The sequence below is a fragment of the Brucella anthropi genome (genome assembly GCF_046630315.1).
Classification (GTDB): Bacteria; Pseudomonadota; Alphaproteobacteria; order Rhizobiales; family Rhizobiaceae; genus Brucella; species Brucella anthropi_A.
In genome coordinates this window covers 66,866-90,553 of the sequence record NZ_LQBD01000009.1, presented here as the reverse complement: position 1 = coordinate 90,553, position 23,688 = coordinate 66,866, and the positions used below count along the sequence as shown (strand labels likewise).

The window sequence follows — 23,688 nt, the reverse complement described above, 5'->3', positions numbered from 1 at the left end:
AGTTAAGTCTCAAAGTCCTGAATGAACGGCGGTTGCCTTGCCGGTCTTGGCAGCTTCAGCGACGGCAAGCCCGGTCGCGAGCGACCAGATGCCGTCCTCCAATGTCGCCGATGGCTGGCCTTTTCCGGCAATGGCATCGTGGAAAGAATGCAAGGCGGTTTCGTAGAGATTTTTGTGGTCGAGCGGCAATTCGTGCTCGCCGTTTTGATCACGCAGCAGCACGCTCCCGACCGGCTTTTGCGTCATCACATTGCGCGCAATGAGCGAGCCTTCGCTGCCATGCACCTCGAAGCCGGTTTCGGCATATTTGGCGGTGAAGGCATCATGAAACTGGGCAATCGCGCCGGATGGAAAACGCAGCACACCCATCACGCCATCTTCCAGCCCTTGGCCACTCAAGCCACCCTGTTGGCTGAAAGCGACCGCTTCGACCGGATTTTCACCCAGCACAAAACGCAGCGTGTCGGCATCATGCACGGTGATGTCGAGGATCACGCCGCCGCCCGCATCGGGGCGCTCGATGCGCCAGCCTTGCAGATGCGGCGGCAGATAAACCGCATGAAAAACGCGGGCGCCCAGCACCTTGCCGATCTTGCCCGCAGCAATGGCATCGCGCATGGCGCGGTGGCTGGCCGCATTGCGCAAATGATGGTTGGTGCCTGCCACAACGCCCGCCTCGCGCACGGCTTTCAGCATCTGGTGCGCATCACCAATCGTCAGCGCCAGCGGCTTTTCGCACAGGATATGCTTGCCCGCTTGTGCCGCGGCAATCGCCTGATCGCGATGCAGTTCATTGGTGGTGGAGATATAGACCGCGTCGATTTCCGGGTCGGACAAAAGCGCTTCGAGGCTGGTCACGGCGCGGGCAATCCCGTTTTCACGGGCATAGGTTTCGCCGCGTTCGGCATTGGTGCTGTAAACCGAAATCACTTCGCCGCCAGTGGCGCGAATGGCCCCGATCACCCACTCTTTCGCAATGGTGCTTGCGCCTATAAGGCCCCACTTTGCCATTCGAATTTCTCCTCCGGTTTTCTGAACGGCGCGCCGCAACTCGCACGCACCGCAAGACGCACCGACAAGCGCTGCGCCTCCGCCTCCACCCGTTCCGAATTGATCTGCTTCAGCAAAAGCTGTGCCGCACGTTCTCCCAAACCTTGCGGATCGACAGCCACGGTCGTCAGTGCCGGAACAGCCGTCTTTGCCTCGATCACATCGTCAAAGCCAACGACGCCGAAATCCCGCCCCGGCTCCAGATTTGCAGCCCGCAAGCCATCGCAGACACCGAAAGCAACCGCATCGTTGAAGCACACCGCAGCCGTCGGCTTCATGCCCTGCCGCAGCATCTGTTCCAGCGCCTCAACCCCACCAGCGCGCGACGGGGCGGAGGTGAAGACCAGCGCCTCGTCGAAGCCGATGCCCGCCTGCTCCAGCCCTGCGCAATAACCCGAAACGCGCTCGGCAAAGACCGCTATATCCGCATAGCCGCCCATGAAGGCGATCGACCTGTGCCCCAGCGACACCAGATGCTCGACCGCCTTCGCCACACCGCCGCGATTATCCGAAACGATGGAGGAAACGCCGGCACCCGGCACCTCGCGCACCATCTGCACAACCGGCAGGCCGCTTTTCGCCAATGGTTTCAGGTCATTGGCCTCAGTACCCCGCGCCGGCGAAACGATCAGCCCGGCAATGCCATGTTCGCGCATCGAGGCGATCACCTCGCGCTGGCGATCGATGCTTTCCGCCGTATTGGCCAGAAACTGCACATAGCCAGCCGACTGCATGACACGGTCCACACCGACGGCAAGTTCGGCAAAGAAACTGTTGGTCAGGTCATTGACCACAAGGCCGATGATTTTCGACTTCGCCTGACGGAGATTGGCCGCCGAACGGTTATAGACATAGCCCAGTTTCTCGATTGCCGCCTGCACCTTGGCGCGGGTTTCGGCATGAACCAGCGGACTGTCACGCAGAACCAGCGAGACGGTCGATTTCGACACGCCAGCCTCGCGCGCAATGTCGATAACGGTGACGCTGCCCTTGCTCATGGTCTGCTCCGGTTTCGATTGGTGATTTAATTGGAACGTTCCAACCCTGTCAAGAGCCGGGAGAAAAACCGCTCTGTGCCTTGAGTTTGCCACAATTCAAGCCGGTTTTTGGTGCATGTTTTTCCCGAAAACCCGTGTTCGACGCCAAAACACGCTCAAATCACACTTTCGCCACAATTTTTGACCGAATTGCCATTTGGAACGTTCTAAATTAAAATCAGGCATGAGAGGCGGAGGAACAATCATGGGCGATCATCAACTGATGCTGCCGGATGGCAATGGAACCTTGGTTGCCTACAGGCTGACCGGGACGCAAACCCCGCGCCCCAAAAGCCCGCCGCAGTTCAATCGCATCGCCTATGCGGCAGCGCATGTGGTCTCCGATCCGCTGAAAGATACCCGCCCATGGAACGACCCGGCGATAGACTGGGAGGCGACCATGGCTTTCCGGCATCACCTGTGGGGCCTCGGTTTCAGGATCGCCGAAGCGATGGATACGTCGCAGCGCGGCATGGGGCTGAACTGGGCGGGCGCACAGGAACTGATCCGCCGCTCGCTCGCCGAAAGCAAGACTGTCGCGGGTGCCGATCTTGCCTCTGGCGCAGGCACCGACCACCTCGATCCGGCGGAGGCAAGAAGCCTCGACGACATCATCAAGGCCTATGAAACGCAGGCCGCTTTCATCGAAAAACATGGCGGGCGCTTCATCCTGATGGCCAGCCGCGCGCTGGCCCGCATCGCCAGATCGCCGGACGACTACGTCAAGGTCTATGGCCGGATTCTCGCGCAGGCCCGCGAAAAGGTCGTGCTGCACTGGCTGGGCGATATGTTCGACCCACAGCTCAAAGGCTATTGGGGCTCGGAAAATTTCGATGAAGCACTGAACACCGTCATTGGCATCATCGAAACCAATCGCGACAAGGTGGAAGGCATAAAAATTTCGCTTCTGGAGGAGCGCTACGAAATCGCCTTGCGCAACCGCCTGCCGGAAGGCGTGCTGTGCTTCACGGGCGATGATTTCAACTATGCGCCGCTGATCGAAGGCGACGGAAACAGGCACAGCCATGCGCTGCTCGGCATTTTCGATGCTGTGGCACCACAGGCTTCCAGTGCTCTGGCGGCGCTGGCAGCGGGCAACAATGCCCGCTTCCGCGCGATCATCGAGCCGACCGTACCGCTATCGCGCAAAATCTTTGAGGCGCCAACGCAATATTACAAGGCGGGCATCGTGTTTCTTGCCTGGCTGAACGGCCACCAGACCCATTTCACCATGCCCGCGGGGATGCAGTCGGCGCGCGGCATTGCGCATTACGCCGACATTTTCCGCCTTGCAGACCGGGCCAATGTGCTGGACCAGCCGGAGCTGGCCATCCGCCGCATGAGGCAGCTTCTGGCGCTTTACGGCATGGAATGAAGGCAGGCGGGTTTCACCGCCAGCCAAGGCCCGGTGCAACATGCTTGAGGATCGACTCGATCACATGCGCGTTGTAGTCGACGCCAAGCTGGTTCGGCACGGTGAGAAGCAGCGTATCGGCCTCGGCAATCGCCTCATCCCTGGCAAGCTCCTCGATCAGCCGGTCCGGCTCGGCGGCATAGGACCGCCCGAAAACCGCGCGCAGATCTTCCTCGATATAGCCGATGGAATCCTGCTCCTTGCCGCCATTGCCGAAATAGGCCCGGTCGCGATCATCGACCAGCGCGAAGATGCTGCGGCTCACCGAAACACGCGGCGTGCGCGTATGTCCGGCTTCCTTCCAGGCTTCACGATAGGCGCGGATCTGCCTGGCCTGCTGGATATGCAGCGGTTCGCCCGTTTCATCCTTCTTCAAGGTCGAGCTTTGCAGGTTCATGCCAAGCTTTGCCGCCCAGACTGCCGTGGCATCCGAGGCCGCGCCCCACCAGATACGGTCGCGAAGCCCTTCCGCATGCGGCTCGATCCGCAGCAGGCCGGGAGGGTTCGGAAACATCGGGCGCGGATTGGGCTGGGCAAAGCCCTGCCCCTTCAGCGCTTCGAAGAACACCTCGCCATGCTGGCGGCCCATATCGGCATCGGTCTTGCCCTCTTCCGGCGCATAGCCGAAATAACGCCAGCCATCGATCACCTGTTCCGGCGAGCCGCGGCTGATGCCAAGCTGCAAACGGCCCTTGGAGATGAGGTCCGCGGCCCCTGCATCCTCGACCATATAGAACGGGTTTTCATACCGCATGTCGATGACGGCGGTGCCGATCTCGATCCGGCTGGTTTTGGCGCCGATGGCTGCAAGCAGCGGAAAGGGCGAGGCAAGCTGGCGCGCAAAATGGTGCACGCGGAAATAGGCGCCATCGGCCCCCAGTTCCTCGGCGGCAACAGCAAGGTCTATCGATTGCAAAAGCGCATCGCTGGCCGAGCGGGTTCCCGATTGCGGCGATGGCGACCAGTGGCCGAAGGAAAGAAAGCCGATTTTCTTCATGATGATGGTCCCTGATTGCGGGCAAAAGATTGGTTCCCGTCCAATATGGCGGCGCGGAGAAGGATTGGAAGTGTGCCGAACACGGACACAGTGTTCAGCATTCGGTGCCTGCGGCTTTCGCGCATTCCAAGAGCGGCGCTTCCCTGCGATACGTTGACAGTCCCAATGGACGCGATTAAGCCTCACATCAGGCGGATAAACCTTCAATCTGAGGTTATTGGAGAAAAGGTGTTTGCCGACAAGCAACGCACCAAAACAGGGGAGATTTTCATGCGTTCAATGCTTCTGGCCTTGCTGGCCGCAACGGCCATTGCCACTTCGGCACAGGCCAAGGACGTCACCGTCGACGTAACCGCCATCGTTGAACATCCGGCACTTGACGCCGTGCGCGACGGCGTGAAGGACGCGCTGGCCGAAGCTGGCTACAAGGAAGGCGAAAACCTCAAATTCGCCTATCAGTCCGCACAGGGCAACCCGGCCACCGCAGCCCAGATCGCGCGTCAGTTCGTCGGCGAGGGCCCGGATGTGATCGTTCCGATCTCCACGCCGTCGGCGCAGGCTGTTGTTTCGGCCACCCGCGATATTCCGGTGGTCTTCACCGCCGTTTCCGACCCGGTCGGCGCGCAGCTCGTCAAGGACATGGCAAAGCCCGGCGGCAATGTCACCGGCCTTTCCGACATGTCGCCGGTGGCCGAGCATATCAAGCTCATCAAGGAAGTGATGCCGAACATCAAGAAGCTCGGCTATCTCTACAATTCCGGCGAAACCAATTCCGTGTCGCTGCTGGCAGCCCTGAAGGAAGCCGCTGCCGCCGACGGCATCGAAATCGTTGAATCGGCTGCCACCAAGTCGGCTGAAGTCCAGGGTGCAGCGCGTGCCCTCGTCGGCCGTGCCGACGCCATGTATGTGCCGACCGACAACACCATCGTTTCGGCCCTTGAAAGCGCCGTCGGCGTTGCCGAGGAAAGCAAGCTGCCGCTCTTCACCGCCGATACGGATTCCGTCAAGCGCGGCGCGCTGGCCGCACTCGGCTTCAACTATTACGATGTCGGCAAGCAGACCGGCGCCGTTGTGGTGAGGATCCTCAAGGGCGAAAAGCCGGGCGATATTGCCGTAGACATCGCCAAGGGCACCGATCTCGTCATCAATCTTGGCGCGGCCAAGAAGATGGGCGTCGAGTTCCCGCAGGCCGTTATCGACCGCGCCACCAGCAAGATCGACTGATCGGGCCTGGAAACCGGATAAAAAAGGGCGGAGCCTCACAAGGGCTTCGCCTTTTTTGTTATGTTGCAATTGCCCCACAAAGTGCCGCATTTCGCGGCTTCCCTGGCGATATTGCTTGCACACTGGAACTTGTGGGTTGTATCTCGCCTGAGATAAAAGCCGCAAAAATGCGGTTTTGCATAAACAACCGGGGAATGGCCTGGCACAGCCCGATGGCTGGCAGGCGCACTCAAAACAAAACCGGTCGTGACTGAAGCTGGCCGCGTGGAATGGCCGGGATTTCCGGTTTCCGCAACGCCGATGATCGATGCCGCGCAATAGCGGCAATCGTTCATTTTGGTCGCGGCGAGAAACAAGGAATGACATTGTGAGTCAGATCGCCTTCTGGGGTGCGGTCGAATTGGGCCTCGTCTTTGCATTTGTAGCCATCGGCGTCTATCTGGCGTTCCGTGTCCTCGATTTTCCCGATCTGACGGTTGATGGTTCGTTTCCGCTGGGCGCTGCCGTGACCGGCGTGCTGATCCTTGCCGGCATGAACGCCTGGCTGGCGGCGGCCATTGCCATGGTGGCCGGCGCCGCCGCCGGGCTTGTGACCGCAACGCTGAATGTGCGCTTCAAGATTCTCAATCTCCTCGCCTCCATTCTCACCATGATCGCGCTGTTCTCGGTCAATCTGCGCGTCATGGGCCGACCCAATATCGCGCTCATCAATCAGGACACCATGCTGACGCCGTTCTTCGGCCATGGCATTCCCGAATATTATGTGCGTCCGCTGTTCCTGTTCGTGCTGGTGGCCATTGCGGTGTTCATCGTCTGGCGCTTTCTGGAAAGCGATATGGGCCTCGCCATGCGCGCAACCGGCGCCAATCCCCGCATGGCCCGCGCACAGGGCGTTCGCACCGACCGCCAGATCTATCTCGGCATGGCGCTTTCCAACGCTCTTGTGGCGCTGGGCGGCTCGCTTTTCGCACAGACCAACGGCTTTGCCGATGTGACCTCGGGCGTCGGCACCATCGTCGTCGGCCTTGCCGCCGTCATCATCGGGGAAACACTGCTGCGCAGCCGCTTCATCCTCGTGATCCTCATCGGCTGCGTGGCCGGGTCCATCATCTACCGCATCGCGATCCAGCTTGCGCTTTCAAATGGCGATATTCTCGGCCTGCAAGCCTCCGATCTCAACATCGCGACCGCCCTTCTCGTCACCTTCGCCCTGATATTGCCGCGCCTGCGTCGCGGAGGAGCATCGGCATGATCGAACTGTCCAATCTCGATGTCGTGTTCGCTCGCGGCACTCCGCTCGAAAAGCAGGTTCTGAACAAGATCAACCTCACCATGGACAAGGGCTCCTTCGTCACCGTCATCGGGTCGAACGGCGCCGGCAAATCGACCATGCTGGGCGTGCTTGCAGGCGATGTCATCCCCACCGCCGGCAAGGTCGTCATCAGCGGGAAGGATGTGACGCGCAAGCCCACCGCCGATCGCGCCGGTCTCGTCGCCCGCGTGTTCCAGGACCCGCTGGCGGGAAGCTGCGGCACGCTCACCATCGAGGAAAATCTCGCGCTGGCAGCCTCCCGCGGCAAGACGCGCGGCCTCACCCACGCGCTCAATTCCAATCGCCGCGCCTGGTTCCGCGACCGTGTGGCAAGCCTCAATCTGGGCCTGGAAAACCGCATGCATGACCGCATGGAGCTGCTCTCCGGCGGCCAGCGACAGGCGCTCTCGCTCATCATGGCGACGCTTGCCGGTTCGGAAGTGCTGCTGCTGGATGAACATACCGCGGCCCTCGACCCCGGCATGGCCGAATTCGTGATGGAGCTGACGCGCACGCTCATTGCCGAGAACAAGCTGACCGCGCTCATGGTCACGCATTCCATGCGTCAGGCGCTCGACTATGGCGACCGCACCATCATGCTGCACGGCGGCAAAATCCTGCTCGACGTGACCGGCGACAAGCGCAAGACGCTGGGTGTCGAAGACCTTATCGACATGTTCCGCAAGGTGCGCGGCCAGACGCTCGACGACGACGCGCTGCTGATCGAATAGGTTTTGCAAACAGCTTTGTTTCACAGCCGTCGTTCGGTTTGAGCGGCGGCTGTTTTGTTTGCGGGCGAATTGCGCTACAGCATTTCCAGCAAAAGTGTGAAACGGTTTTGCGTTCGGAAATGCGGAAATGAAAAAATGATAGAACGGTTCCGTTAAAACAGGAACCGCTCTGGTGAAATTCTATGGCGCAGAAGAAAGCACACGAAGTCGATAGTTTTCTGGCAAGACCGACAAGCTCGTTTCCGGTCGTGCTTCTTTATGGCCCCGACAAGGGGCTGGTGAGCGAACGCGCGCGCCGTTATGCCGAGGCGAGCAAGCTGCCGCTCGATGATCCCTTTGCCGTCATCCGCATGGAAGCCGACGAGATCGAGGCCGACCCGGCAAAGCTTGCCGACGAGGCCGGAACCATTTCGATGTTCGGCGGCCAGCGCCTGATCTGGATCAAGAACGCCGCTGGCCAGAAGAAGCTTGCCGAAGCGGTCAAGCTGCTGGCGACCGAGCCGCCGCAGGAGACGTTCATCCTTGTCGAGGCGGGCGATCTCAAAAAGGGCGCGGGCCTGCGCAGCGCCGTGGAAAATGCCGCGGCAGGCATGGCGCTCCCCTGTTATTCGGATGATGCGCGCGGCATAGACGGCGTGATCGATGATATTCTGGCCGAATGGAAGATGCAGATCACGCTCGATGCGCGCCAGCTTCTGCGCGCCAGCCTTGGCGGCGACCGCCTGGCGACGCGCGGCGAGCTGGAAAAGCTCTGCCTCTATGCGCGCGGCAAGGAGCGGATCGACATTGACGATGTGCGCCAGGCCGTCGGCGATGTCGCGGGCCTGTCCACCGACGAGGTGATCGATGCTGTTCTGGCTGGCGATCTGCCGCGTTTCGAGATTGCGTTCGACCGCGTCGTCAAATCCGGCACGGCGCCGTTTCTGCTGCTCAACACGGCGATGCGCCAGTTCCAGCAGGTGCAGACCTTGCGCCATATCGCCGACACCGAGCGCAAAAGCGCCTCCGTCGTTGTGGCCGGTGCGCGCCCGCCGATCTTCTTCAATCGCAAGAAGCTGATCGAAAATGCCGTCAGCCGCTGGACGGGCGATGGCCTTGCCCGCGTCATGGAACGGCTTCAGCGCGCCGTTCTGGAAAGCCGCCAGAATGCGGCTCTCGCCATCCCCATCATCCGCCAGTGCCTGCTGGCAATCAGCGTCGAATCGCTGCGAAACGCCCGGCGCTAGAATTCAGGAAACAGAGCCGGTTCAAGATGACGTCCGTAGAAGATCAAGCAAAAAGGGGAAGGCGTGGCCTTCCCCTTTTTAGTCTGGATGTCGATGGCGTGATTATACGCGGCGCTCGACCATCATCTTCTTGATTTCGGCAATCGCCTTGGCCGGGTTCAGACCCTTCGGGCAGGTCTGGGCGCAGTTCATGATCGTGTGGCAGCGATAGAGCCGGAACGGGTCCTCGAGATTGTCGAGGCGTTCGCCCTTGGCTTCGTCTCGGCTATCGATCAGCCAGCGATAGGCTTGGAGCAGCACGGCAGGGCCCAGATAGCGGTCGCCGTTCCACCAATAGCTCGGGCACGAGGTCGAGCAGCAGGCGCACAGAATGCACTCGTAAAGACCGTCGAGCTTCTGACGGTCCTCATGGCTTTGCAGCCATTCCTTCTGCGGCTCCGGCGAAACCGTCTTGAGCCATGGCTCGATGGAACGGTGCTGGGCGTAGAAATTGTTGAGGTCCGGCACAAGGTCCTTCACCACCGGCATGTGCGGCAGCGGATAGACCTTGATGGCCCCCTTGATGTCGTCCATGCCCTTGGTGCAGGCCAGCGTGTTCGCGCCATCGATATTCATGGCGCAGGAACCGCAAATGCCTTCGCGGCAGGAGCGGCGCAGCGTCAGCGTCGGGTCGATCTTGTTCTTGATATAGAGCAGACCGTCCAGCACCATCGGACCGCAATCGTCGCGGTCGACATAATAGGTGTCGATGCGCGGATTGTCGTCGTCGTCCGGCGACCAGCGATAGATACGGAATTCCGTGACCCGCTTGGCGCCATCGGGGCGCGGCCAGGTCTTGCCCTCTTGCGGGCGGGAATTCTTGGGAAGTGCGAGTTCAACCATTGCTCTTTCCCCCGATCAGTAAACGCGCTTCTTCGGCGCAATCTTGGCGAGGCTGATGCCGCCTTCCTCTTCCGTCGTCAACGGATCGAGGTGAACCGGGCGGTAATCAAGCTTGACCTTGCCGTCCGGCGACAGCCAGGACAGGGTGTGCTTGCGCCATTCGGCATCGTTGCGGTCCGGGAAATCCTCATGCGCATGGGCGCCGCGGCTTTCCTGGCGTGCTTCAGCCGAAACAACGGTCGTCAGCGCATTGGCCATCAGGTTTTCCAGCTCCAGCGTTTCCACCAGATCGGAGTTCCAGATCATCGAACGGTCCGTGACCTTGATGTCCGGCAGTTCGTGCCAGATCTTTTCCATGCGCTCGACGCCCTGCTTGAGCGATTCCGACGTGCGGAACACGGCGGCATCTTCCTGCATGGTGCGCTGCATCTTTTCGCGCAGTTCCGCGGTCGGCTGGGAGCCATTGGCAAAACGCAGGCGATCGAAGCGCTCCATGATCCTGTCGCAGGCGGCAAGGTCGAGATCGGGGATCTTCGACTTGCGGTCGATGACCTGACCGGCGCGGATGGCAGCCGCACGGCCGAACACCACGAGATCGATCAGCGAGTTGGAGCCGAGGCGGTTCGCGCCATGCACCGAAGCACAGCCCGCTTCGCCGACGGCCATCAGGCCCGGCTGCACGCGGTCCGGATCGTCCTTGGTCGGGTTCAGCACTTCGCCCCAGTAATTGGTCGGAATGCCGCCCATATTGTAGTGAACGGTCGGCAGAACCGGGATCGGTTCCTTGGTCACATCCACGCCCGCGAAGATCTTGGCCGATTCCGAAATACCCGGCAGGCGCTCATGCAGGACAGCCGGATCGAGATGGTCGAGATGCAGGAAGATGTGGTCCTTGTTCTTGCCGACGCCGCGGCCTGCGCGGATTTCCATCGTCATGCAGCGCGAGACAACGTCACGCGAGGCAAGGTCCTTGGCCGAAGGGGCATAGCGTTCCATGAAGCGCTCGCCTTCGGAATTGACCAGATAGCCGCCTTCGCCGCGCGCGCCTTCGGTGATGAGGCAGCCCGCGCCATAGATGCCGGTCGGGTGGAACTGCACGAATTCCATGTCCTGCAGCGGCAGGCCGGCGCGTGCCACCATGCCGCCGCCGTCGCCGGTGCAGGTATGGGCGGACGTTGCCGAGAAATAGGCGCGGCCATAACCGCCCGTCGCCAGAACCACCATCTTGGCGGAGAAGCGATGGATCGTGCCGTCATCGAGGTTCCACGCCACGACGCCGGTGCACACACCGTCGGTCATGATGAGGTCGAGCGCGAAATATTCGATGAAGAACTGCGCATTGTTCTTGAGCGACTGGCCGTAGAGCGTGTGCAGGATCGCATGGCCGGTGCGGTCGGCGGCAGCGCAGGTGCGCTGGACCGGAGGACCGTCGCCGAAATTCTGCATGTGGCCGCCGAAGGGGCGCTGATAGATCTTGCCTTCTTCCGTGCGCGAGAACGGCACGCCGTAATGCTCAAGCTCGTAGACGGCGGCAGGCGCTTCACGCGCCAGATATTCCATGGCGTCGGTATCGCCCAGCCAGTCCGACCCCTTGACGGTGTCGTACATGTGCCACTGCCAGCTGTCCGGGCCCATATTCTTGAGCGAGGCGGCAATGCCGCCCTGTGCGGCGACCGTGTGGGAACGGGTCGGGAAAACCTTGGTGATGCAGGCCGTCTTCAGGCCCTGCTCGGCCATGCCGAGCGTTGCGCGCAGGCCCGCGCCGCCGGCACCGACCACCACCACGTCGAACTTGTGATCGACATAGGTATATTTGCTTGCCACAGCGGCATCAGCCGCGTTGTTTACTGCACTAGCCATCGGGCTATCAACCTCCGAAGCTCAGCTTGAGGATCGCAAAGATGCAGGCAAAGCCGACCACCGCCGTAAAGAAGGTGTTCAGCATCACCAGCACGACCTTCATGCCTTCGCCATGCGCATAATCTTCGATAATGACCTGCATGCCCAGACGCATGTGATAAACGCCGGTCAGGATGAACAGCGCCATCACGATGGCCGTGAAGGGATGCGAGAGAGCAGCCCGGACTTGCTCATAGCTTGCGCCATTGAGCGAAATGACCAGGCCGATGAAAAACATGACCAGCGGCACCAGGGCGACCGCGCTCAGGCGCTGATACCAGAAATGGCCGGTGCCTTCCTTGGCCGAACCCAGACCCCGAACCTTGCCGAGCGGGGTGCGCATATCATTGTTCATACCGTTCATGGGATCAGCCTCCTAGCGTACCGAATAGGCGACGACCCAGACGAGGATCGTGGCGATGACGGAGAAAGCGACGGTCGCCCAGGCGATCTTGGAGGCGGTGTGCTTTTCAAGGCCCGCGCCCGTATCCCAGATCAGATGGCGGACGCCGCCGGCCAGATGGTGCAGAAGCGCCCATGTATAGCCGAACAGGATCAGGCGGCCGATCCAGGACGAGAACAATGCGTTGACGGTGTTGAAGCACTCTTCGCTGACGGCAGCCGAGATCAGCCACGCCGCCAGCAGCAGGGTGCCGAAATAAAGGGCGCCGCCCGTGATGCGATGGACGATGGACATCGTCATCGTGATGACCGGCTTGTAGATGGACAGGTGCGGCGACAAAGGACGCTGGCGCGTTACAGTCGGTTGTGTCATGGCTCTGTAGGCTTCCCTGACGTTTATCTCCGGCCACACCCCGCTGACGACGATCAGCAAGGCAGCCGGGTTGCGGGTTCTACCGAACCCCGGTTCGACGTCGCCCAAGGCACAGGGAACCGGACTTTACGATCCCGCGCCGGTACGACCCAAGAAAAATATGGCTGGACCGTGGCGTACGGCCCTATGTGGCGCTTTCTACTTCGCTTTTACCACCACGTCAAAGAAGCTTTTTCACGAAAAGACTAACAATTGGTCGCACCTTGGCGACACATTCGCGTGATTGCGGCATTCAAACGATTGAAGACCGCAACCGGCAAAAACATGTGTAATTTCATCCACTTTTGGGAAATCGATCAATTGCCGAATCGAATCACATAGCTCGACCAGTCGGCAGCCGTGGCAATCTGCTCATAGAGCTTGCGCCCGTCTTCCGGCACGCGCGGCGCATTGAGCACCAGCTTGGACCAGCTGCGCTCTTCCGCCTTGTCGGCCAGCACGTCGATCAGCGCCTTGGCGATGCCTTTGCCGCGATGATCGTGATGGACATAGATATGATCCACCTGCCCCGCGCGCAGGCCCGTCACCGGCTCGGGCAGATCGTAGAAGATCACGAAGCCGACCAGCCTGCCGTCGACGCGGGCGCCCAGCGTTTCCGCCGCGCGGTCCTGCAGCAGGTGCTCGGCATAGAAATCGTCGGGGCGGCGCGGCGCGCCGCGCTTCAGCGCCTGGGCATAGCTTGCCAGAAGCGGCGCGAATTCATGGGCATCGCGCAGATGGAGGAGCGCAATATCGACGGCATGATCTTTGGTCATTGGACGTTCCTTGGCGTTTCCGGCTCTTGTGCATGCGGCTTGCGAAGCAGCGCCGCATGGAAAGGCCGTTTTTTTGATTTTAGCCAGCACGGATGACAAAGGTAAAGAAAGAGTTAAGATGATCCGCATTCTCTTTGGGATCATGCAGGATGGGGCGCGATCAACCATGGCAAACCGCAAACCGAAAATGCCGGACTTGAGGCTTGGCCTGACCATGGGGCTGGCCGTCATCGGCGCGCTTGCCTTTGCCGGTTCCGCGCTGGGTGGCGAAGCGGTGCGCTTTGTCGACGGACAGGGAAATCGTGTCATCCGCATGCCGGACAACGGCGCGAAGATCATCCGGGTCGGCGCGGCGCAGGCGGCGGTTTCTTCCGCGCCGCAGCGCGTCCGGATCATTTCCGCCCCGCGCGATCATGCGCTCGCCCATATTGTCGCGCGGCCCGGCAGCACGTGCGAAAGCGCGGTCGTGCTGCATGGGCGCGCCTTCATGTACGGGATCGATCACGGAGAAACGCCGGTTCTGGACCATCCCGGCTGCGGCTATCAATAGGCCGCGATCAGCGCCCGGTCAGTGACCGGAATTCCAGCACGTTTTCATCGGCCAGTATCGGCAGCGCCGTGCGCACATTGTTGCGCCCGCCCTTTTTCGCTTCATAGAGCGCACCGTCGGCCCGCTTGTAGAGATCGGAAAACACATCGTCGAATTCCATTTCCGCAATGCCGAAGCTCGCCGTGAATGCGATAATGCCGTTCTTGCCCTGAATATGGATATCCCGGCAGGCAAGCCGGGCCTTGTCGGCAAAATGCCAGGCGGACTGGATCGTGTTTCCCGGCAGGATGATGGCGAATTCCTCCCCGCCGATGCGCGCGGCAATGCCGCCTTTGGCGCTCGCGGCCTTGTGCAGTTCGGCGGAAAAGGCGGCGATGACGCGATCGCCCAGCGCATGGCCATGCGTGTCGTTGATGGCCTTGAAGTGATCGATATCGCACAGGACGAGCGACAGGGCCTGCCGCATATGTTGCGATTTTGCGATGGCGGCTTCGGCGCGGAATTCGAAACCGCGCCGGTTGAGCAGGGCCGAGAGCTGGTCCGTCTCCGAGCGGATCAGCATATTGGTGATAAGCTCCCGCATCAGGCTCAAAAGCAGTAGCAGCCCGCCCGCGACCGAAAGCGCCGTGCCGATCGACTGCGAGACCATCGCATAGGTCGTGCCGATATAATCGGCCGGTTGCGCGCCGGCGCCCCCGGACACCAAGGCGATGAAAGGCTTCAACAGGAAATGGACGGCGCTGATGCCGAACAGCACCGCCATCAGTGTGTCGATACCCGTTCGATCCGCGCGCAGGATCACCCGCACCGCAAGCAGGAGCACCAGGAAATAGGGCGTCTGGTAAAGCAGCATGCCGATCATCCGGCTGCGGGCAATGTCGTAAATGCCATAGGCCATGGCAACGGACACGACGGTCAGCACGGCAAGGAGCATCCACGGCACCGGCCTGGCATACATCTGCGCCAGACCGACAACCAGGCACAACAAGGTCAGATAATAGGTCGTGAAGGCCAGCATATAGCCGAAGCGGGCATCGGGAATGGAAGGCATGGCAAGCTCTGTCAGGAAATAGAGCGTCGCGAAAATATAACCCAGCGCAAAGACGGGCGCCGCCGCATTATCCCGCGCATAGACGGCAATGCCCAGAAATGCAAAAGCAAACAGACCCGAAACGGTCACGTTGATCAGCAGGATAAAGTCCGCCCCATTCATCGATGCTCTTCCCCGCGCTGGCACTCAAATCGCCCGGACGCCAGCCCCCCTTGTTTCCTCCTACAATCAAAGCGTGAAAAAGCTGCTAATATGCAGCCAAAGAAAAACCGCCGGGATGAACCGGCGGTTTGATCGCTCCCCAAAGGCCGTGATGCCGGCCTTCGAAATCTCAGTTCCACGCGCGGATATCGACGAAATGTCCGGCGATCGCGGCGGCGGCGGCCATGGCAGGCGACACGAGATGCGTGCGGCCCTTGAAGCCCTGGCGGCCTTCGAAATTGCGGTTCGAGGTCGAGGCGCAGCGTTCGCCCGGCTTCAGGCGGTCATCGTTCATGGCAAGGCACATGGAACAGCCCGGCTCGCGCCAGTCGAACCCGGCCTCGATGAAGATCTTGTCGAGGCCCTCGGCTTCCGCCTGTTCCTTCACCAGGCCGGAGCCCGGCACGATCATGGCGCTCACGCCGGCGGCAACCTTCTTGCCTTTGGCCATGCGGGCGGCATCGCGCAGATCCTCGATGCGGCCATTGGTGCAGGAGCCGATGAAGACGCGGTCGATCTTGATGTCCGTCATCTTCGTGCCCGGCTTCAGGCCCATATAGTCCAGAGCGCGCCACTTGGATGCCCGCTTGGTTTCGTCCTTGATCTCGTCCGGATTCGGAACGACGTCGGTGACGAAGACCACGTCTTCCGGCGAGGAGCCCCAGGAAACGACCGGCGAAATCCGGGCCGCGTCGAGTTCGACGATCTTGTCGAAATGCGCGCCTTCATCCGAATGCAGCGTCTTCCAGTAGGAAATCGCCTGTTCCAGCGCCTCGCCCTTCGGCGCGCGCGGCTTGTCCTTGATATAGGCGAAGGTGGTTTCGTCCGGCGCGATCAGGCCCGCGCGGGCGCCGCCCTCGATCGACATGTTGCAGACCGTCATGCGGCCTTCCATCGACAGCGAACGAATGGCATCGCCCGCATATTCGATCACATAGCCGGTGCCGCCCGCGGTGCCGATCTCGCCGATGATGGCGAGCGTGATGTCCTTGGCGGTGACGCCGGGCGCCAGCTTGCCATTCACACGCACCAGCATGTTCTTGGCCTTCTTCTGGATCAGCGTCTGGGTTGCCAGAACATGCTCCACCTCGGAAGTGCCGATACCATGCGCCAGCGAGCCGAAAGCGCCGTGCGTGGAGGTGTGGCTGTCGCCGCAAACAATCGTCATGCCGGGCAGCGTGAAGCCCTGCTCCGGCCCGACAATGTGCACGACGCCCTGGCGGCGGTCACGCTCGGAATAATATTCGACGCCGAAATCAGCGGCATTCCTGGCCAGGGCCTCGACCTGAATGCGGCTTTCCTCGTTCTTGATGCCGTTGACGCGGTCCGGCGAGGTCGGCACATTGTGATCGACCACGGCCAGCGTCTTTTCAGGATGGCGCACCTTGCGGCCCGCCATGCGCAGGCCTTCGAAAGCCTGCGGGCTCGTCACTTCATGCACAAGATGGCGATCAATATAAAGGAGGCAGGTTCCGTCTTCCTGCTGATCCACTACATGGTCGTCCCAGATCTTGTCATAAAGTGTACGCGGCGCGCTCATTGCGAGAGGTCCCTTGAATAGGTCTTGACTTGAATAGTTCTTAACTTGGCTCATATGCACCCGCCGTCACGGTTCGTCAAGAAACTGAAACCGCAACAGGGTGTCGCAGTAACAATCTTGCGAGATATGGGCGAAATTATGCAATATGTTACGCAAGCCTTCGCATTTGGCAAATAAAAAAGGCGACCCGAGGCCGCCTTTTTCAAACAGAATGCCGTGAAACTTATTCAGCAGCAGCCTTGGCAGCTTCAGCCTTGGCAGCGGCAGCCTTGTCGGCTTCGCGCTCGGCCTTGGTGCGGTTGTCTTTCTTTTCAGCGATACGGGCAGCCTTGCCGGTAAGGCCGCGCAGATAGTAAAGCTTCGCACGGCGAACCTTGCCGCGGCGAACGAGTTCAACGCCTTCGACGATCGGCGAATAAACCGGGAATACGCGCTCCACGCCTTCGCCATAGGAAATCTTGCGAACGGTGAAGTTTTCATTGAGGCCGGCGCCGGAACGGGCGATGCAGACGCCTTCATAGGCCTGCACGCGGGTACGCGTACCTTCGGTCACGCGAACCTGAACGCGAACGGTGTCGCCTGGCTGGAAATCCGGAAGCTTGCGCTTTTCCTCGATCTTGGCTGCCTGTTCGGCTTCAAGCTGACGAATGATATCGGTCATCGTCTTTTTCCTTTACGAATTCTTCTCAAACAGCCAGAGCGCTCTGCACTTGCCGCCAAGCAATCCTGGCCCTGCGGCTATGCCCGTCAATTCGGGCAGGAGCGGTACACCATTTATTGGTTTACGGACGTCTCGGGCATATCCGGACGCTGCATGAACGCCGGGATTTTCCCGAACTGGCAGGCACATACAGCATCGCGGAGGATTTGTCACGCCCCGTCATAAATTTTCGTAGCCAGCGCCGCAGGACTGTGCCACAATTATCGTCAACAATAAAAATGCAAATCGTAAACAACTATATAAGTTGTTACTCAAATGGGGACAATATGACAATCAGGAATCCATCACCCTCCTTGTATAACGAGGATCTGGCGCCAGCTGAGGAGCGCAAATGGGGCGCCTTCAGCATTTTCAACGTCTGGACATCGGATGTTCATAGCCTTTGGGGCTATTATCTTGCCGCAAGCCTGTTTCTTCTGTGCGGCAGTTTTCTGAACTTCATCATCGCCATCGGTGCGGGATCGCTGGTGATTTTCTTCCTGATGAGCCTGGTCGGCAATGCCGGTGTGCGCACCGGCGTGCCTTTCCCGGTGCTGGCGCGCGCATCCTTCGGCACGTTCGGGGCCAATTTTCCGGCACTCGTGCGCGGCGTTGTCGCCTGCTTCTGGTATGGCGCACAGACGGCAGCAGCCTCCGGCGCGCTCGTCGCGCTGCTGATCCGCAATGAGAGCATGCTGTCCTTTCACCAGAACAGCCACCTTCTCGGCCATTCCACGCTCGAGGTCATCTGCTATGTCCTCGTCTGGGCAGCCCAGCTTCTCATCATCCAGCGCGGCATGGAAACCGTGCGCAAGTTCCAGGACTGGGCCGGCCCGGCCGTCTGGATCATGATGCTGATCCTGGCTGTCTATCTGGTCGTCAAGGCGGGCACCTTCTCCTTCGGCAGCGAAATCCCGCGCGATGTGCTGCTTGAGAAAACGCGGGATGCAGGCGTTACGGGCGAGCCGGGGTCCTTTGCGGCGCTTGCCGCGGTTGCGGCCACCTGGATCACCTATTTCGCGGCGCTCTATCTCAACTTCTGCGACTTCTCGCGCTATGCCAAGGATGAGGCATCCCTGCGGCGCGGCAATCTCTGGGGCCTGCCGGTCAATCTTCTGGCCTTCTGCCTCGTCGCCGGCGTCACCACCACCGCTGCCTTCACCGTTTACGGCGAAGTCCTGCTTCACCCCGACCAGATTTCGGCCAAGTTCGACAGCTGGTTCCTCGCGCTGCTGGCCGCTTTGACCTTCACCGTCGCCACACTCGGCATCAATGTGGTTGCAAACTTCGTGTCCGCAGCCTTCGACTTTTCCAACACCTTCCCGCAGAAGGTCTCTTTCAAGCGGGGCGGCATCATCGCGGCGATGATCGCGCTGGTTCTCTATCCCTTCGCACCGTGGGAAACCGGCGCGGCTCATTTCGTCAACTTCCTCGGTTCAACCATGGGTCCGATCTTCGGCATCATGATGGTGGACTATTATCTGCTGCGTCGCGGACAGCTGAATGTGGCCGATCTTTATCAGGAAGACGGTGAATTCCGGTTCCAGAATGGCTGGCACGTCAAGGCTTTCGTCGCCTTTGCCATCGGCGCCCTGTTCTCGTCCGTCCTGCCCATGACCACCAATATCCTGCCGGACTGGTGGGCGACCTATGGCTGGTTCTTCGGCGTGGGTATTGGCGGCGGCGTCTATTTTGTTCTGCGCCGGTCGCAGACGGAACTGCGCAAGCCCGCACATCAGCATTCTGCCTGACAGGAAACGAAAATGCCCGGCATTGCCGGGCATTTTCATCAGCCGGCCAATCGGGCCGGGATGCCTGTCCCTGAAACCCGCTCCTTATAAGCTTGACCGCCGGAGGTCCGATCCGGATCAGCTTCCTTTGCGCTTGTCCGCGCCATAGGCTTCCCAAAGATCGGGACGCCGCTCCCTCGTGATCCGCTCGGCCTGTTCGTGCCGCCATTTATCGATGGCGCCATGATTGCCGGAGGTCAGGATTTCGGGGATCGATCGTCCCTCCCAGACCTGCGGGCGGGTATAATGCGGATGTTCAAGCAGGCCGGTCTCGAAACTTTCCGTCTCGCCGGATTCGCGATTGCCCATCACGCCCGGCAACAGCCGGACAATGGCGTCGAGCAGCACGATGGCCGCCGTTTCGCCGCCGGACAGAATATAATCGCCGATTGAAACTTCCTCGAGATTGCGCGCCTCGATCACGCGCTCATCCACGCCCTCGAAGCGGCCGCACAGAATGATCGCGCCCGGCCCGTCGGCCAGTTCGCGCACGCGCTTTTGCGTCAGCGGCTTGCCGCGCGGGCTCATCAAAAGCATCGGACGGCGGCCATCGGCAACCGAGTCCAGCGCGCGCGCAATGACATCCGGCTTCATCACCATGCCGGCGCCGCCGCCGGAGGGCGTATCGTCCACCATACGGTGCCGCCCTTCCGCAAAATCGCGAATCTGCACCGCATCAAGCCGCCATTTGGCCTCGCCCAGCGCCTTGCCTGCAAGCGAAGCGCCAAGCGGCCCCGGAAACATTTCGGGGTAAAGCGTCAGCACGGATGCATGAAAGAAACCGGGGGCCTCCACGACCTTCGAAACTTCGGTCATGACTTCTTCGGCTTTTTCTTTTCACTTTCCGGGCGATCATCCTCATCGTCGGCGATCAATCCGGCGGCATAGGGTTCGACCAGCAGCGTGCCCTTGTCCAGATCGATCTCCGGCACGGCGGCCTCGGTAAAGGGAATGAGCATCGGGCGCTTGCCCTTTTCGCTCAGCTCGATGAGGTCGCCGCCGCCGAAATCGAACAGCGCGCTCACCACGCCATAGGTCTTGCCCTCGGCATCCACCGCCAGCAAGCCGATGAGGTCCGTCTGAAAAAATTCGTCCTCATCCAGTTCGTCATCCGGCAGCTGCGAGCGATCGATGAAAAGCTCGATCCCGTTCAGCGCCTCGGCGGCATTGCGGTCGTTGATGCCCTTGAAGCGCACGACCACGACCGTCTTGGCCGGGCGGGCTTCCAGAACCTCATAGCTCTTGCCCTGTTCGTCATAGAGCAGGCCGTAATCGGCGATGGCCAGCGGATCGCCGGTAAAAGTCTTCACACGCACTTCGCCGCGCGTGCCATGGGCGGCGCCGATGACGGCGAGCTGGATCGGGTTTTCTGGACGCGGCATTGCCAACCTTGTTTCTGCTGCTCGGATGGAACTATTTTTGTTCCATAGCTCTTTCGTCAGCGCAATTCACCTCATTTCGTCAGAATAATGGTTTTCGGCCCAGGGACAACCAGCCGGTAACCTATCGCTGGCAGACTGTCCGCCAGTCCAGAACCAACCCGGCTTGACCATGACAACGAACAGCGAATTTCTGATCCCTGCCCGCGCCGACCTCGCAGCCGCGCGCGAAGAATGGCTGAAGACGCTGAAAGATGCGCGCCGCCTGTCGGAAAATACGCTCGAAGCCTATGAGCGCGACACGCGCCAGTTCCTCAATTTCCTGACCGGCCATCTGGGCGGGCCGCCATCGCTGCGGGATGTCGGCAATCTGCGGATTGCCGATCTGCGCTCCTTTCTGGCCAGCCGCCGCAATGCAGGCGTCGGCGCCCGCACGCTGGGGCGCGGGCTTGCCGGTGTGCGCTCGCTGCTGCGTCATCTGGAAAAGCGCGGGCTTGCCAATGCGGCCGGAGCGAGCGCTATCCGCGCGCCGCGCCAGCCGAAATCGCTGCCGAAACCGCTGACCGCCGAAGATGCCCGCCGCGTGGTGGCCGCTGACGGGCAGATGGCGGAGGAACCATGGATCGCCGCGCGCAATGCAGCCGTCCTGACCTTGCTCTATGGCTGCGGGCTGCGCATTTCCGAAGCGCTGGGCCTCATGGGCGACGCATTATCCGACGGCGCCGCCCTTTCGATCACCATCACCGGCAAGGGCAACAAGGCCCGCCTCGTGCCGCTGTTGCCCGTCGTGCATCGCGCCGTCGCGCAATATCGGGCGCTTTGCCCGTTCGATCTTTCCGCCGACAAGCCGCTTTTTCGCGGCGCCAAGGGCGGTGTGCTGCATGCCGCCATCATCCAGCGCGAAATGCAGAAGCTGCGCGCCGGTCTCGGCCTGCCCGACAGCGCCACACCCCATGCGCTGCGCCATTCCTTCGCGACCCATCTTCTGGGACGCGGCGGCGATCTTCGGACAATCCAGGAACTGCTTGGCCATGCAAGCCTCTCCACCACGCAAGCCTATACCGGCGTGGACACCGAGCGGCTTCTGGAAGTGTACGACAAGGCGCATCCGCGCGCCTGAAAAGTCGCTGGCGCGGGCAAAAACCGGGCCTATATTACCTTCATGAAAAAGCTGCTTCTCCTTCTTGTCTGTGCCTGTCTGGCAGGCGCAGCATCCGCCCGCGCCGATGATGCGCCTGCCGCTTGCACCGTGCATGGCGTCAATCTCGTCGACGGGCTTGAGACGAAGGACCCGGCAGTCTGGAAGGAATTGCAGCGCGAAGCCGATGCCGTGCCCAATCGCAAGGGGCTTTTGTGGAAAATCGACAAGGATGGCGTCGCCCCCTCCTATCTCTTCGGCACGATCCATCTCTCCGATCCGCGCGTCCTGGCATTGCCGAAGCCGGTCGAGGACGCCTATCGGTCGGCCAGCACGGTCGTCATCGAAACCACGGATGTTCTGAACCCAAAAGCTTTTCTGCGTCTCAAGCTGGAAAAGCCAGACCTGCTGCTTTTCACCGACGGCACGACGCTCAAATCGCATATTCCGGCGGAGCGGCGCATGGAAATGGAACACAAGCTCGCAGAACGCGGCATCGTTCTCGACGCGGTCGCAAACATGAAACCCTGGGTTCTATCCAGCCTGCTGGCCCTTCCCGAATGCGAGCGAAAACGCAAAAGCGAAGGCGGGAAATCGCTCGATGAGCGCCTGGCGCTCGATGCACAAGCGGAGGGCCGCGATGTGCGGGGGCTTGAAAGCGCTGCCGAGCAGCTGGAAGCCATGAACAGGATGCCGCTCGACGTCCATATCCGCAATCTGGTTGCTTCCGTCGATTATGGCGACAGGATCGAGGACGCCATGGAAACGACAACCGCATTATATCTTGCCGGAGATGTCGGGATGATTATGCCCGCGCTCCGGAAAATCGTTCCCGATGGGCTTTCCGACGATGACTATGATTCATTCTTAAAATATCTCATTTCGGACCGGAATCACCGCATGGTTGATCGCGTCGTCCCGATTATCGACAAGGGAAATGCTTTTATTGCCGTGGGCGCGCTACATCTGCCGGGCAAGGACGGTATAATCGAATTGCTGCGTGCAAAGGGCTATCGGGTAATCCCGCTATAGGACCCATATGGCTGAATATTTCTAACCGGCTCTAAGATCGGTGATACTATTTTCAATGGCGGTAATATTGAGTTCGAGTTCGGCAATCTGTCTCAGTATGGATTTTCCCGGAAGCGCTTCTTCTCTGGCTGCTTCATCCAGAAGCTTGAACTGTTCATCGCGCAAAAGCGACGAGAGCTTTTCGAAGCGCTCAATGGTTTTCATATTTTCTTTCGAAGGCATAATATCTTTTCCTTAAATTTCGGCGTGGCTTTTAAGCGCTTGTGATGATCCAGCTTTACAGTGATAAAACCTGCATAGCCAGTTGATCGATCATAATCCGACTTGCCGGATCACTTCCGTGATTGAATATACATAGCGATGGACAGTTTCGCTCGGGTTAACGGCATATTCACAGCGCCCGCCCGCAGACCTATCAATCCATACTCCTTTTCTTATCTTGGAGTTTTCGGAACGATCCTCTCCTTTTCGCATTGTTATATACCGGGTGTGTTTTCGCAACATGATGCGGTTGGTGCTGAAGCGGTTCATGAATGACCCAATACCCGGCCAACCGACGCTTCCCGGCTATCGCTTCGATGATGGAAGGAACCATTGGAGGAACCCGATATGGTTGATCCCCTCGATCCAAGAAACAGCGATCCACGCCTTGCGGACCCGTCACGCCAACCCGGCCAATCCGGCCAATCCGGAATGCCGCCGCCCAATCGCGGCGGAAGCGGTTATCTGCTGGGCGCGGTGCTTCTGGCTGCGATCATCATTCTTGGTTACTTCTTTTACCGCAACGGCAGCGGAACCGATACTGCCGCGCCACCGCCGCCGGCGACGCAGGGCGAGCCCGCAACACCGGCTCCGGCCCCACCGGCCAGCCCGCCGGCACAGAACTGAACATCGAAAAAAGGCCCGCTCGCGCGGGCCTTTTCACAATCACAGGATTGCAGCCGA

General features: G+C 60.4%; 24 protein-coding genes. 10 read left to right on the top strand and 14 right to left on the bottom strand.

What is annotated here, in order from left to right:
* Positions 1–9 precede the first annotated feature (9 nt).
* A complete protein-coding gene (locus tag AVM02_RS06785) occupies positions 10–1,011 on the bottom strand; it encodes a Gfo/Idh/MocA family protein (RefSeq protein ID WP_411506210.1) in 1,002 nt (333 codons plus the stop codon).
* Positions 990–2,048, bottom strand: coding sequence for a LacI family DNA-binding transcriptional regulator (locus AVM02_RS06780; RefSeq protein ID WP_411506209.1), 1,059 nt, complete (start codon positions 2,046–2,048; stop codon positions 990–992). Before AVM02_RS06780 ends, AVM02_RS06785 begins: the two co-directional genes overlap by 22 nt.
* A gap of 244 nt (positions 2,049–2,292) precedes the next feature.
* On the opposite strand from AVM02_RS06780, the gene AVM02_RS06775 reads away from it, so the two are divergent.
* Positions 2,293–3,462: a dihydrodipicolinate synthase family protein gene (locus AVM02_RS06775; protein WP_411506208.1), complete on the top strand. Its 1,170-nt coding sequence runs from the start codon at positions 2,293–2,295 to the stop codon at positions 3,460–3,462.
* A gap of 13 nt (positions 3,463–3,475) precedes the next feature.
* On the opposite strand, the gene AVM02_RS06770 is transcribed toward AVM02_RS06775, so the two are convergent.
* Complete coding sequence (locus tag AVM02_RS06770; RefSeq protein ID WP_411506207.1) at positions 3,476–4,498, bottom strand: LLM class flavin-dependent oxidoreductase; 1,023 nt, start codon at positions 4,496–4,498, stop codon at positions 3,476–3,478.
* Positions 4,499–4,768: 270 nt separating this feature from the next.
* Between AVM02_RS06770 and AVM02_RS06765 the strand changes: the two genes are divergently transcribed.
* From AVM02_RS06765 to holA, 4 genes are all read left to right on the top strand, one after another.
* Positions 4,769–5,722 carry an ABC transporter substrate-binding protein gene (locus AVM02_RS06765; RefSeq protein WP_411506206.1) on the top strand — a complete coding sequence of 318 codons (954 nt, stop codon included), beginning with the start codon at positions 4,769–4,771 and terminating at the stop codon, positions 5,720–5,722.
* A 367-nt stretch (positions 5,723–6,089) separates the two neighbouring features.
* Positions 6,090–6,974, top strand: coding sequence for an ABC transporter permease (locus AVM02_RS06760; protein ID WP_411506205.1), 885 nt, complete (start codon positions 6,090–6,092; stop codon positions 6,972–6,974).
* Positions 6,971–7,765 (top strand): ABC transporter ATP-binding protein, encoded by a 795-nt coding sequence (locus AVM02_RS06755; RefSeq protein WP_411506204.1) that lies wholly within the window; start codon positions 6,971–6,973, stop codon positions 7,763–7,765. The genes AVM02_RS06760 and AVM02_RS06755 overlap by 4 nt, the downstream gene beginning before the upstream one ends.
* 182 nt (positions 7,766–7,947) lie before the next feature.
* Positions 7,948–8,991, top strand: a complete 1,044-nt coding sequence (holA, locus tag AVM02_RS06750) for a DNA polymerase III subunit delta (protein ID WP_411506203.1) — start codon at positions 7,948–7,950, stop codon at positions 8,989–8,991.
* Positions 8,992–9,093: 102 nt separating this feature from the next.
* Here the strand turns inward: holA and AVM02_RS06745 are convergent, their stop codons facing one another.
* The 5 genes from AVM02_RS06745 to AVM02_RS06725 form a co-directional block, all read right to left on the bottom strand.
* Complete coding sequence (locus AVM02_RS06745) at positions 9,094–9,873, bottom strand: succinate dehydrogenase iron-sulfur subunit (RefSeq protein WP_411506202.1); 780 nt, start codon at positions 9,871–9,873, stop codon at positions 9,094–9,096.
* A gap of 15 nt (positions 9,874–9,888) precedes the next feature.
* Complete coding sequence (gene sdhA / locus AVM02_RS06740) at positions 9,889–11,733, bottom strand: succinate dehydrogenase flavoprotein subunit (protein ID WP_411506201.1); 1,845 nt, start codon at positions 11,731–11,733, stop codon at positions 9,889–9,891.
* Positions 11,734–11,740: 7 nt separating this feature from the next.
* The gene (gene sdhD / locus AVM02_RS06735; RefSeq protein ID WP_411506200.1) at positions 11,741–12,136 is read right to left on the bottom strand and encodes a succinate dehydrogenase, hydrophobic membrane anchor protein; all 396 of its coding nucleotides are present in this window, start codon (positions 12,134–12,136) and stop codon (positions 11,741–11,743) included.
* Positions 12,137–12,148: 12 nt separating this feature from the next.
* Positions 12,149–12,547, bottom strand: coding sequence for a succinate dehydrogenase, cytochrome b556 subunit (sdhC, locus tag AVM02_RS06730; RefSeq protein WP_411506199.1), 399 nt, complete (start codon positions 12,545–12,547; stop codon positions 12,149–12,151).
* Between the two features lie 356 nt (positions 12,548–12,903).
* Positions 12,904–13,362 (bottom strand): GNAT family N-acetyltransferase, encoded by a 459-nt coding sequence (locus tag AVM02_RS06725; protein WP_411506198.1) that lies wholly within the window; start codon positions 13,360–13,362, stop codon positions 12,904–12,906.
* Positions 13,363–13,528: 166 nt separating this feature from the next.
* Here AVM02_RS06725 and AVM02_RS06720 point away from each other — a divergent pair, with 166 nt between their 5' ends.
* Positions 13,529–13,912 carry a hypothetical protein gene (locus AVM02_RS06720; protein ID WP_411506197.1) on the top strand — a complete coding sequence of 128 codons (384 nt, stop codon included), beginning with the start codon at positions 13,529–13,531 and terminating at the stop codon, positions 13,910–13,912.
* 7 nt (positions 13,913–13,919) lie between these two features.
* Here the strand turns inward: AVM02_RS06720 and AVM02_RS06715 are convergent, their stop codons facing one another.
* The 3 genes from AVM02_RS06715 to rplS form a co-directional block, all read right to left on the bottom strand.
* Positions 13,920–15,125, bottom strand: a complete 1,206-nt coding sequence (locus AVM02_RS06715) for a diguanylate cyclase domain-containing protein (protein WP_411506196.1) — start codon at positions 15,123–15,125, stop codon at positions 13,920–13,922.
* Between the two features lie 169 nt (positions 15,126–15,294).
* Positions 15,295–16,704 (bottom strand): 3-isopropylmalate dehydratase large subunit, encoded by a 1,410-nt coding sequence (gene leuC, locus AVM02_RS06710; RefSeq protein ID WP_411506195.1) that lies wholly within the window; start codon positions 16,702–16,704, stop codon positions 15,295–15,297.
* Between the two features lie 223 nt (positions 16,705–16,927).
* A complete protein-coding gene (rplS, locus tag AVM02_RS06705) occupies positions 16,928–17,365 on the bottom strand; it encodes a 50S ribosomal protein L19 (RefSeq protein WP_006467977.1) in 438 nt (145 codons plus the stop codon).
* Between the two features lie 326 nt (positions 17,366–17,691).
* On the opposite strand from rplS, the gene AVM02_RS06700 reads away from it, so the two are divergent.
* Positions 17,692–19,155, top strand: a complete 1,464-nt coding sequence (locus AVM02_RS06700; RefSeq protein ID WP_411506194.1) for an NCS1 family nucleobase:cation symporter-1 — start codon at positions 17,692–17,694, stop codon at positions 19,153–19,155.
* A gap of 117 nt (positions 19,156–19,272) precedes the next feature.
* Here AVM02_RS06700 and trmD read toward each other — a convergent pair whose 3' ends face one another.
* Entirely contained in the window at positions 19,273–20,010 is a 738-nt protein-coding gene (gene trmD, locus AVM02_RS06695) for a tRNA (guanosine(37)-N1)-methyltransferase TrmD (protein WP_411506193.1), read from the bottom strand.
* A complete protein-coding gene (rimM, locus tag AVM02_RS06690) occupies positions 20,007–20,576 on the bottom strand; it encodes a ribosome maturation factor RimM (protein WP_411506192.1) in 570 nt (189 codons plus the stop codon). The genes trmD and rimM overlap by 4 nt, the downstream gene beginning before the upstream one ends.
* Positions 20,577–20,745: 169 nt before the next feature.
* Between rimM and AVM02_RS06685 the strand changes: the two genes are divergently transcribed.
* Entirely contained in the window at positions 20,746–21,693 is a 948-nt protein-coding gene (locus AVM02_RS06685) for a tyrosine recombinase XerC (RefSeq protein WP_411506191.1), read from the top strand.
* A 42-nt stretch (positions 21,694–21,735) separates the two neighbouring features.
* Positions 21,736–22,743 (top strand): TraB/GumN family protein, encoded by a 1,008-nt coding sequence (locus tag AVM02_RS06680; protein ID WP_411506190.1) that lies wholly within the window; start codon positions 21,736–21,738, stop codon positions 22,741–22,743.
* 21 nt (positions 22,744–22,764) lie between these two features.
* On the opposite strand, the gene AVM02_RS06675 is transcribed toward AVM02_RS06680, so the two are convergent.
* Positions 22,765–22,947, bottom strand: coding sequence for a hypothetical protein (locus tag AVM02_RS06675; RefSeq protein WP_411506189.1), 183 nt, complete (start codon positions 22,945–22,947; stop codon positions 22,765–22,767).
* A 405-nt stretch (positions 22,948–23,352) separates the two neighbouring features.
* Between AVM02_RS06675 and AVM02_RS06670 the strand changes: the two genes are divergently transcribed.
* The gene (locus AVM02_RS06670) at positions 23,353–23,631 is read left to right on the top strand and encodes a hypothetical protein (RefSeq protein WP_411506188.1); all 279 of its coding nucleotides are present in this window, start codon (positions 23,353–23,355) and stop codon (positions 23,629–23,631) included.
* Positions 23,632–23,688 lie beyond the last annotated feature (57 nt).

What these genes read in the sequence shown, in the direction of transcription:
- AVM02_RS06670 (WP_411506188.1), top strand. Translation starts at nt 23,353, where the DNA reads ATGGTTGATCCCCTCGATCCAAGAAACAGCGATCCACGCCTTGCGGAC.
- AVM02_RS06775 (WP_411506208.1), top strand. Translation starts at nt 2,293, where the DNA reads ATGGGCGATCATCAACTGATGCTGCCGGATGGCAATGGAACCTTGGTT.
- AVM02_RS06770 (WP_411506207.1), bottom strand. Translation starts at nt 4,498, where the DNA reads ATGAAGAAAATCGGCTTTCTTTCCTTCGGCCACTGGTCGCCATCGCCG.
- AVM02_RS06780 (WP_411506209.1), bottom strand. Translation starts at nt 2,048, where the DNA reads ATGAGCAAGGGCAGCGTCACCGTTATCGACATTGCGCGCGAGGCTGGC.
- rimM (WP_411506192.1), bottom strand. Translation starts at nt 20,576, where the DNA reads ATGCCGCGTCCAGAAAACCCGATCCAGCTCGCCGTCATCGGCGCCGCC.
- holA (WP_411506203.1), top strand. Translation starts at nt 7,948, where the DNA reads ATGGCGCAGAAGAAAGCACACGAAGTCGATAGTTTTCTGGCAAGACCG.
- AVM02_RS06715 (WP_411506196.1), bottom strand. Translation starts at nt 15,125, where the DNA reads ATGAATGGGGCGGACTTTATCCTGCTGATCAACGTGACCGTTTCGGGT.
- sdhC (WP_411506199.1), bottom strand. Translation starts at nt 12,547, where the DNA reads ATGACACAACCGACTGTAACGCGCCAGCGTCCTTTGTCGCCGCACCTG.
- leuC (WP_411506195.1), bottom strand. Translation starts at nt 16,704, where the DNA reads ATGAGCGCGCCGCGTACACTTTATGACAAGATCTGGGACGACCATGTA.
- AVM02_RS06675 (WP_411506189.1), bottom strand. Translation starts at nt 22,947, where the DNA reads ATGAAAACCATTGAGCGCTTCGAAAAGCTCTCGTCGCTTTTGCGCGAT.
- AVM02_RS06720 (WP_411506197.1), top strand. Translation starts at nt 13,529, where the DNA reads ATGGCAAACCGCAAACCGAAAATGCCGGACTTGAGGCTTGGCCTGACC.
- AVM02_RS06725 (WP_411506198.1), bottom strand. Translation starts at nt 13,362, where the DNA reads ATGACCAAAGATCATGCCGTCGATATTGCGCTCCTCCATCTGCGCGAT.
- AVM02_RS06700 (WP_411506194.1), top strand. Translation starts at nt 17,692, where the DNA reads ATGACAATCAGGAATCCATCACCCTCCTTGTATAACGAGGATCTGGCG.
- AVM02_RS06680 (WP_411506190.1), top strand. Translation starts at nt 21,736, where the DNA reads ATGAAAAAGCTGCTTCTCCTTCTTGTCTGTGCCTGTCTGGCAGGCGCA.
- trmD (WP_411506193.1), bottom strand. Translation starts at nt 20,010, where the DNA reads ATGACCGAAGTTTCGAAGGTCGTGGAGGCCCCCGGTTTCTTTCATGCA.
- AVM02_RS06785 (WP_411506210.1), bottom strand. Translation starts at nt 1,011, where the DNA reads ATGGCAAAGTGGGGCCTTATAGGCGCAAGCACCATTGCGAAAGAGTGG.
- AVM02_RS06755 (WP_411506204.1), top strand. Translation starts at nt 6,971, where the DNA reads ATGATCGAACTGTCCAATCTCGATGTCGTGTTCGCTCGCGGCACTCCG.
- AVM02_RS06765 (WP_411506206.1), top strand. Translation starts at nt 4,769, where the DNA reads ATGCGTTCAATGCTTCTGGCCTTGCTGGCCGCAACGGCCATTGCCACT.
- AVM02_RS06685 (WP_411506191.1), top strand. Translation starts at nt 20,746, where the DNA reads ATGACAACGAACAGCGAATTTCTGATCCCTGCCCGCGCCGACCTCGCA.
- AVM02_RS06745 (WP_411506202.1), bottom strand. Translation starts at nt 9,873, where the DNA reads ATGGTTGAACTCGCACTTCCCAAGAATTCCCGCCCGCAAGAGGGCAAG.
- sdhD (WP_411506200.1), bottom strand. Translation starts at nt 12,136, where the DNA reads ATGAACGGTATGAACAATGATATGCGCACCCCGCTCGGCAAGGTTCGG.
- rplS (WP_006467977.1), bottom strand. Translation starts at nt 17,365, where the DNA reads ATGACCGATATCATTCGTCAGCTTGAAGCCGAACAGGCAGCCAAGATC.
- sdhA (WP_411506201.1), bottom strand. Translation starts at nt 11,733, where the DNA reads ATGGCTAGTGCAGTAAACAACGCGGCTGATGCCGCTGTGGCAAGCAAA.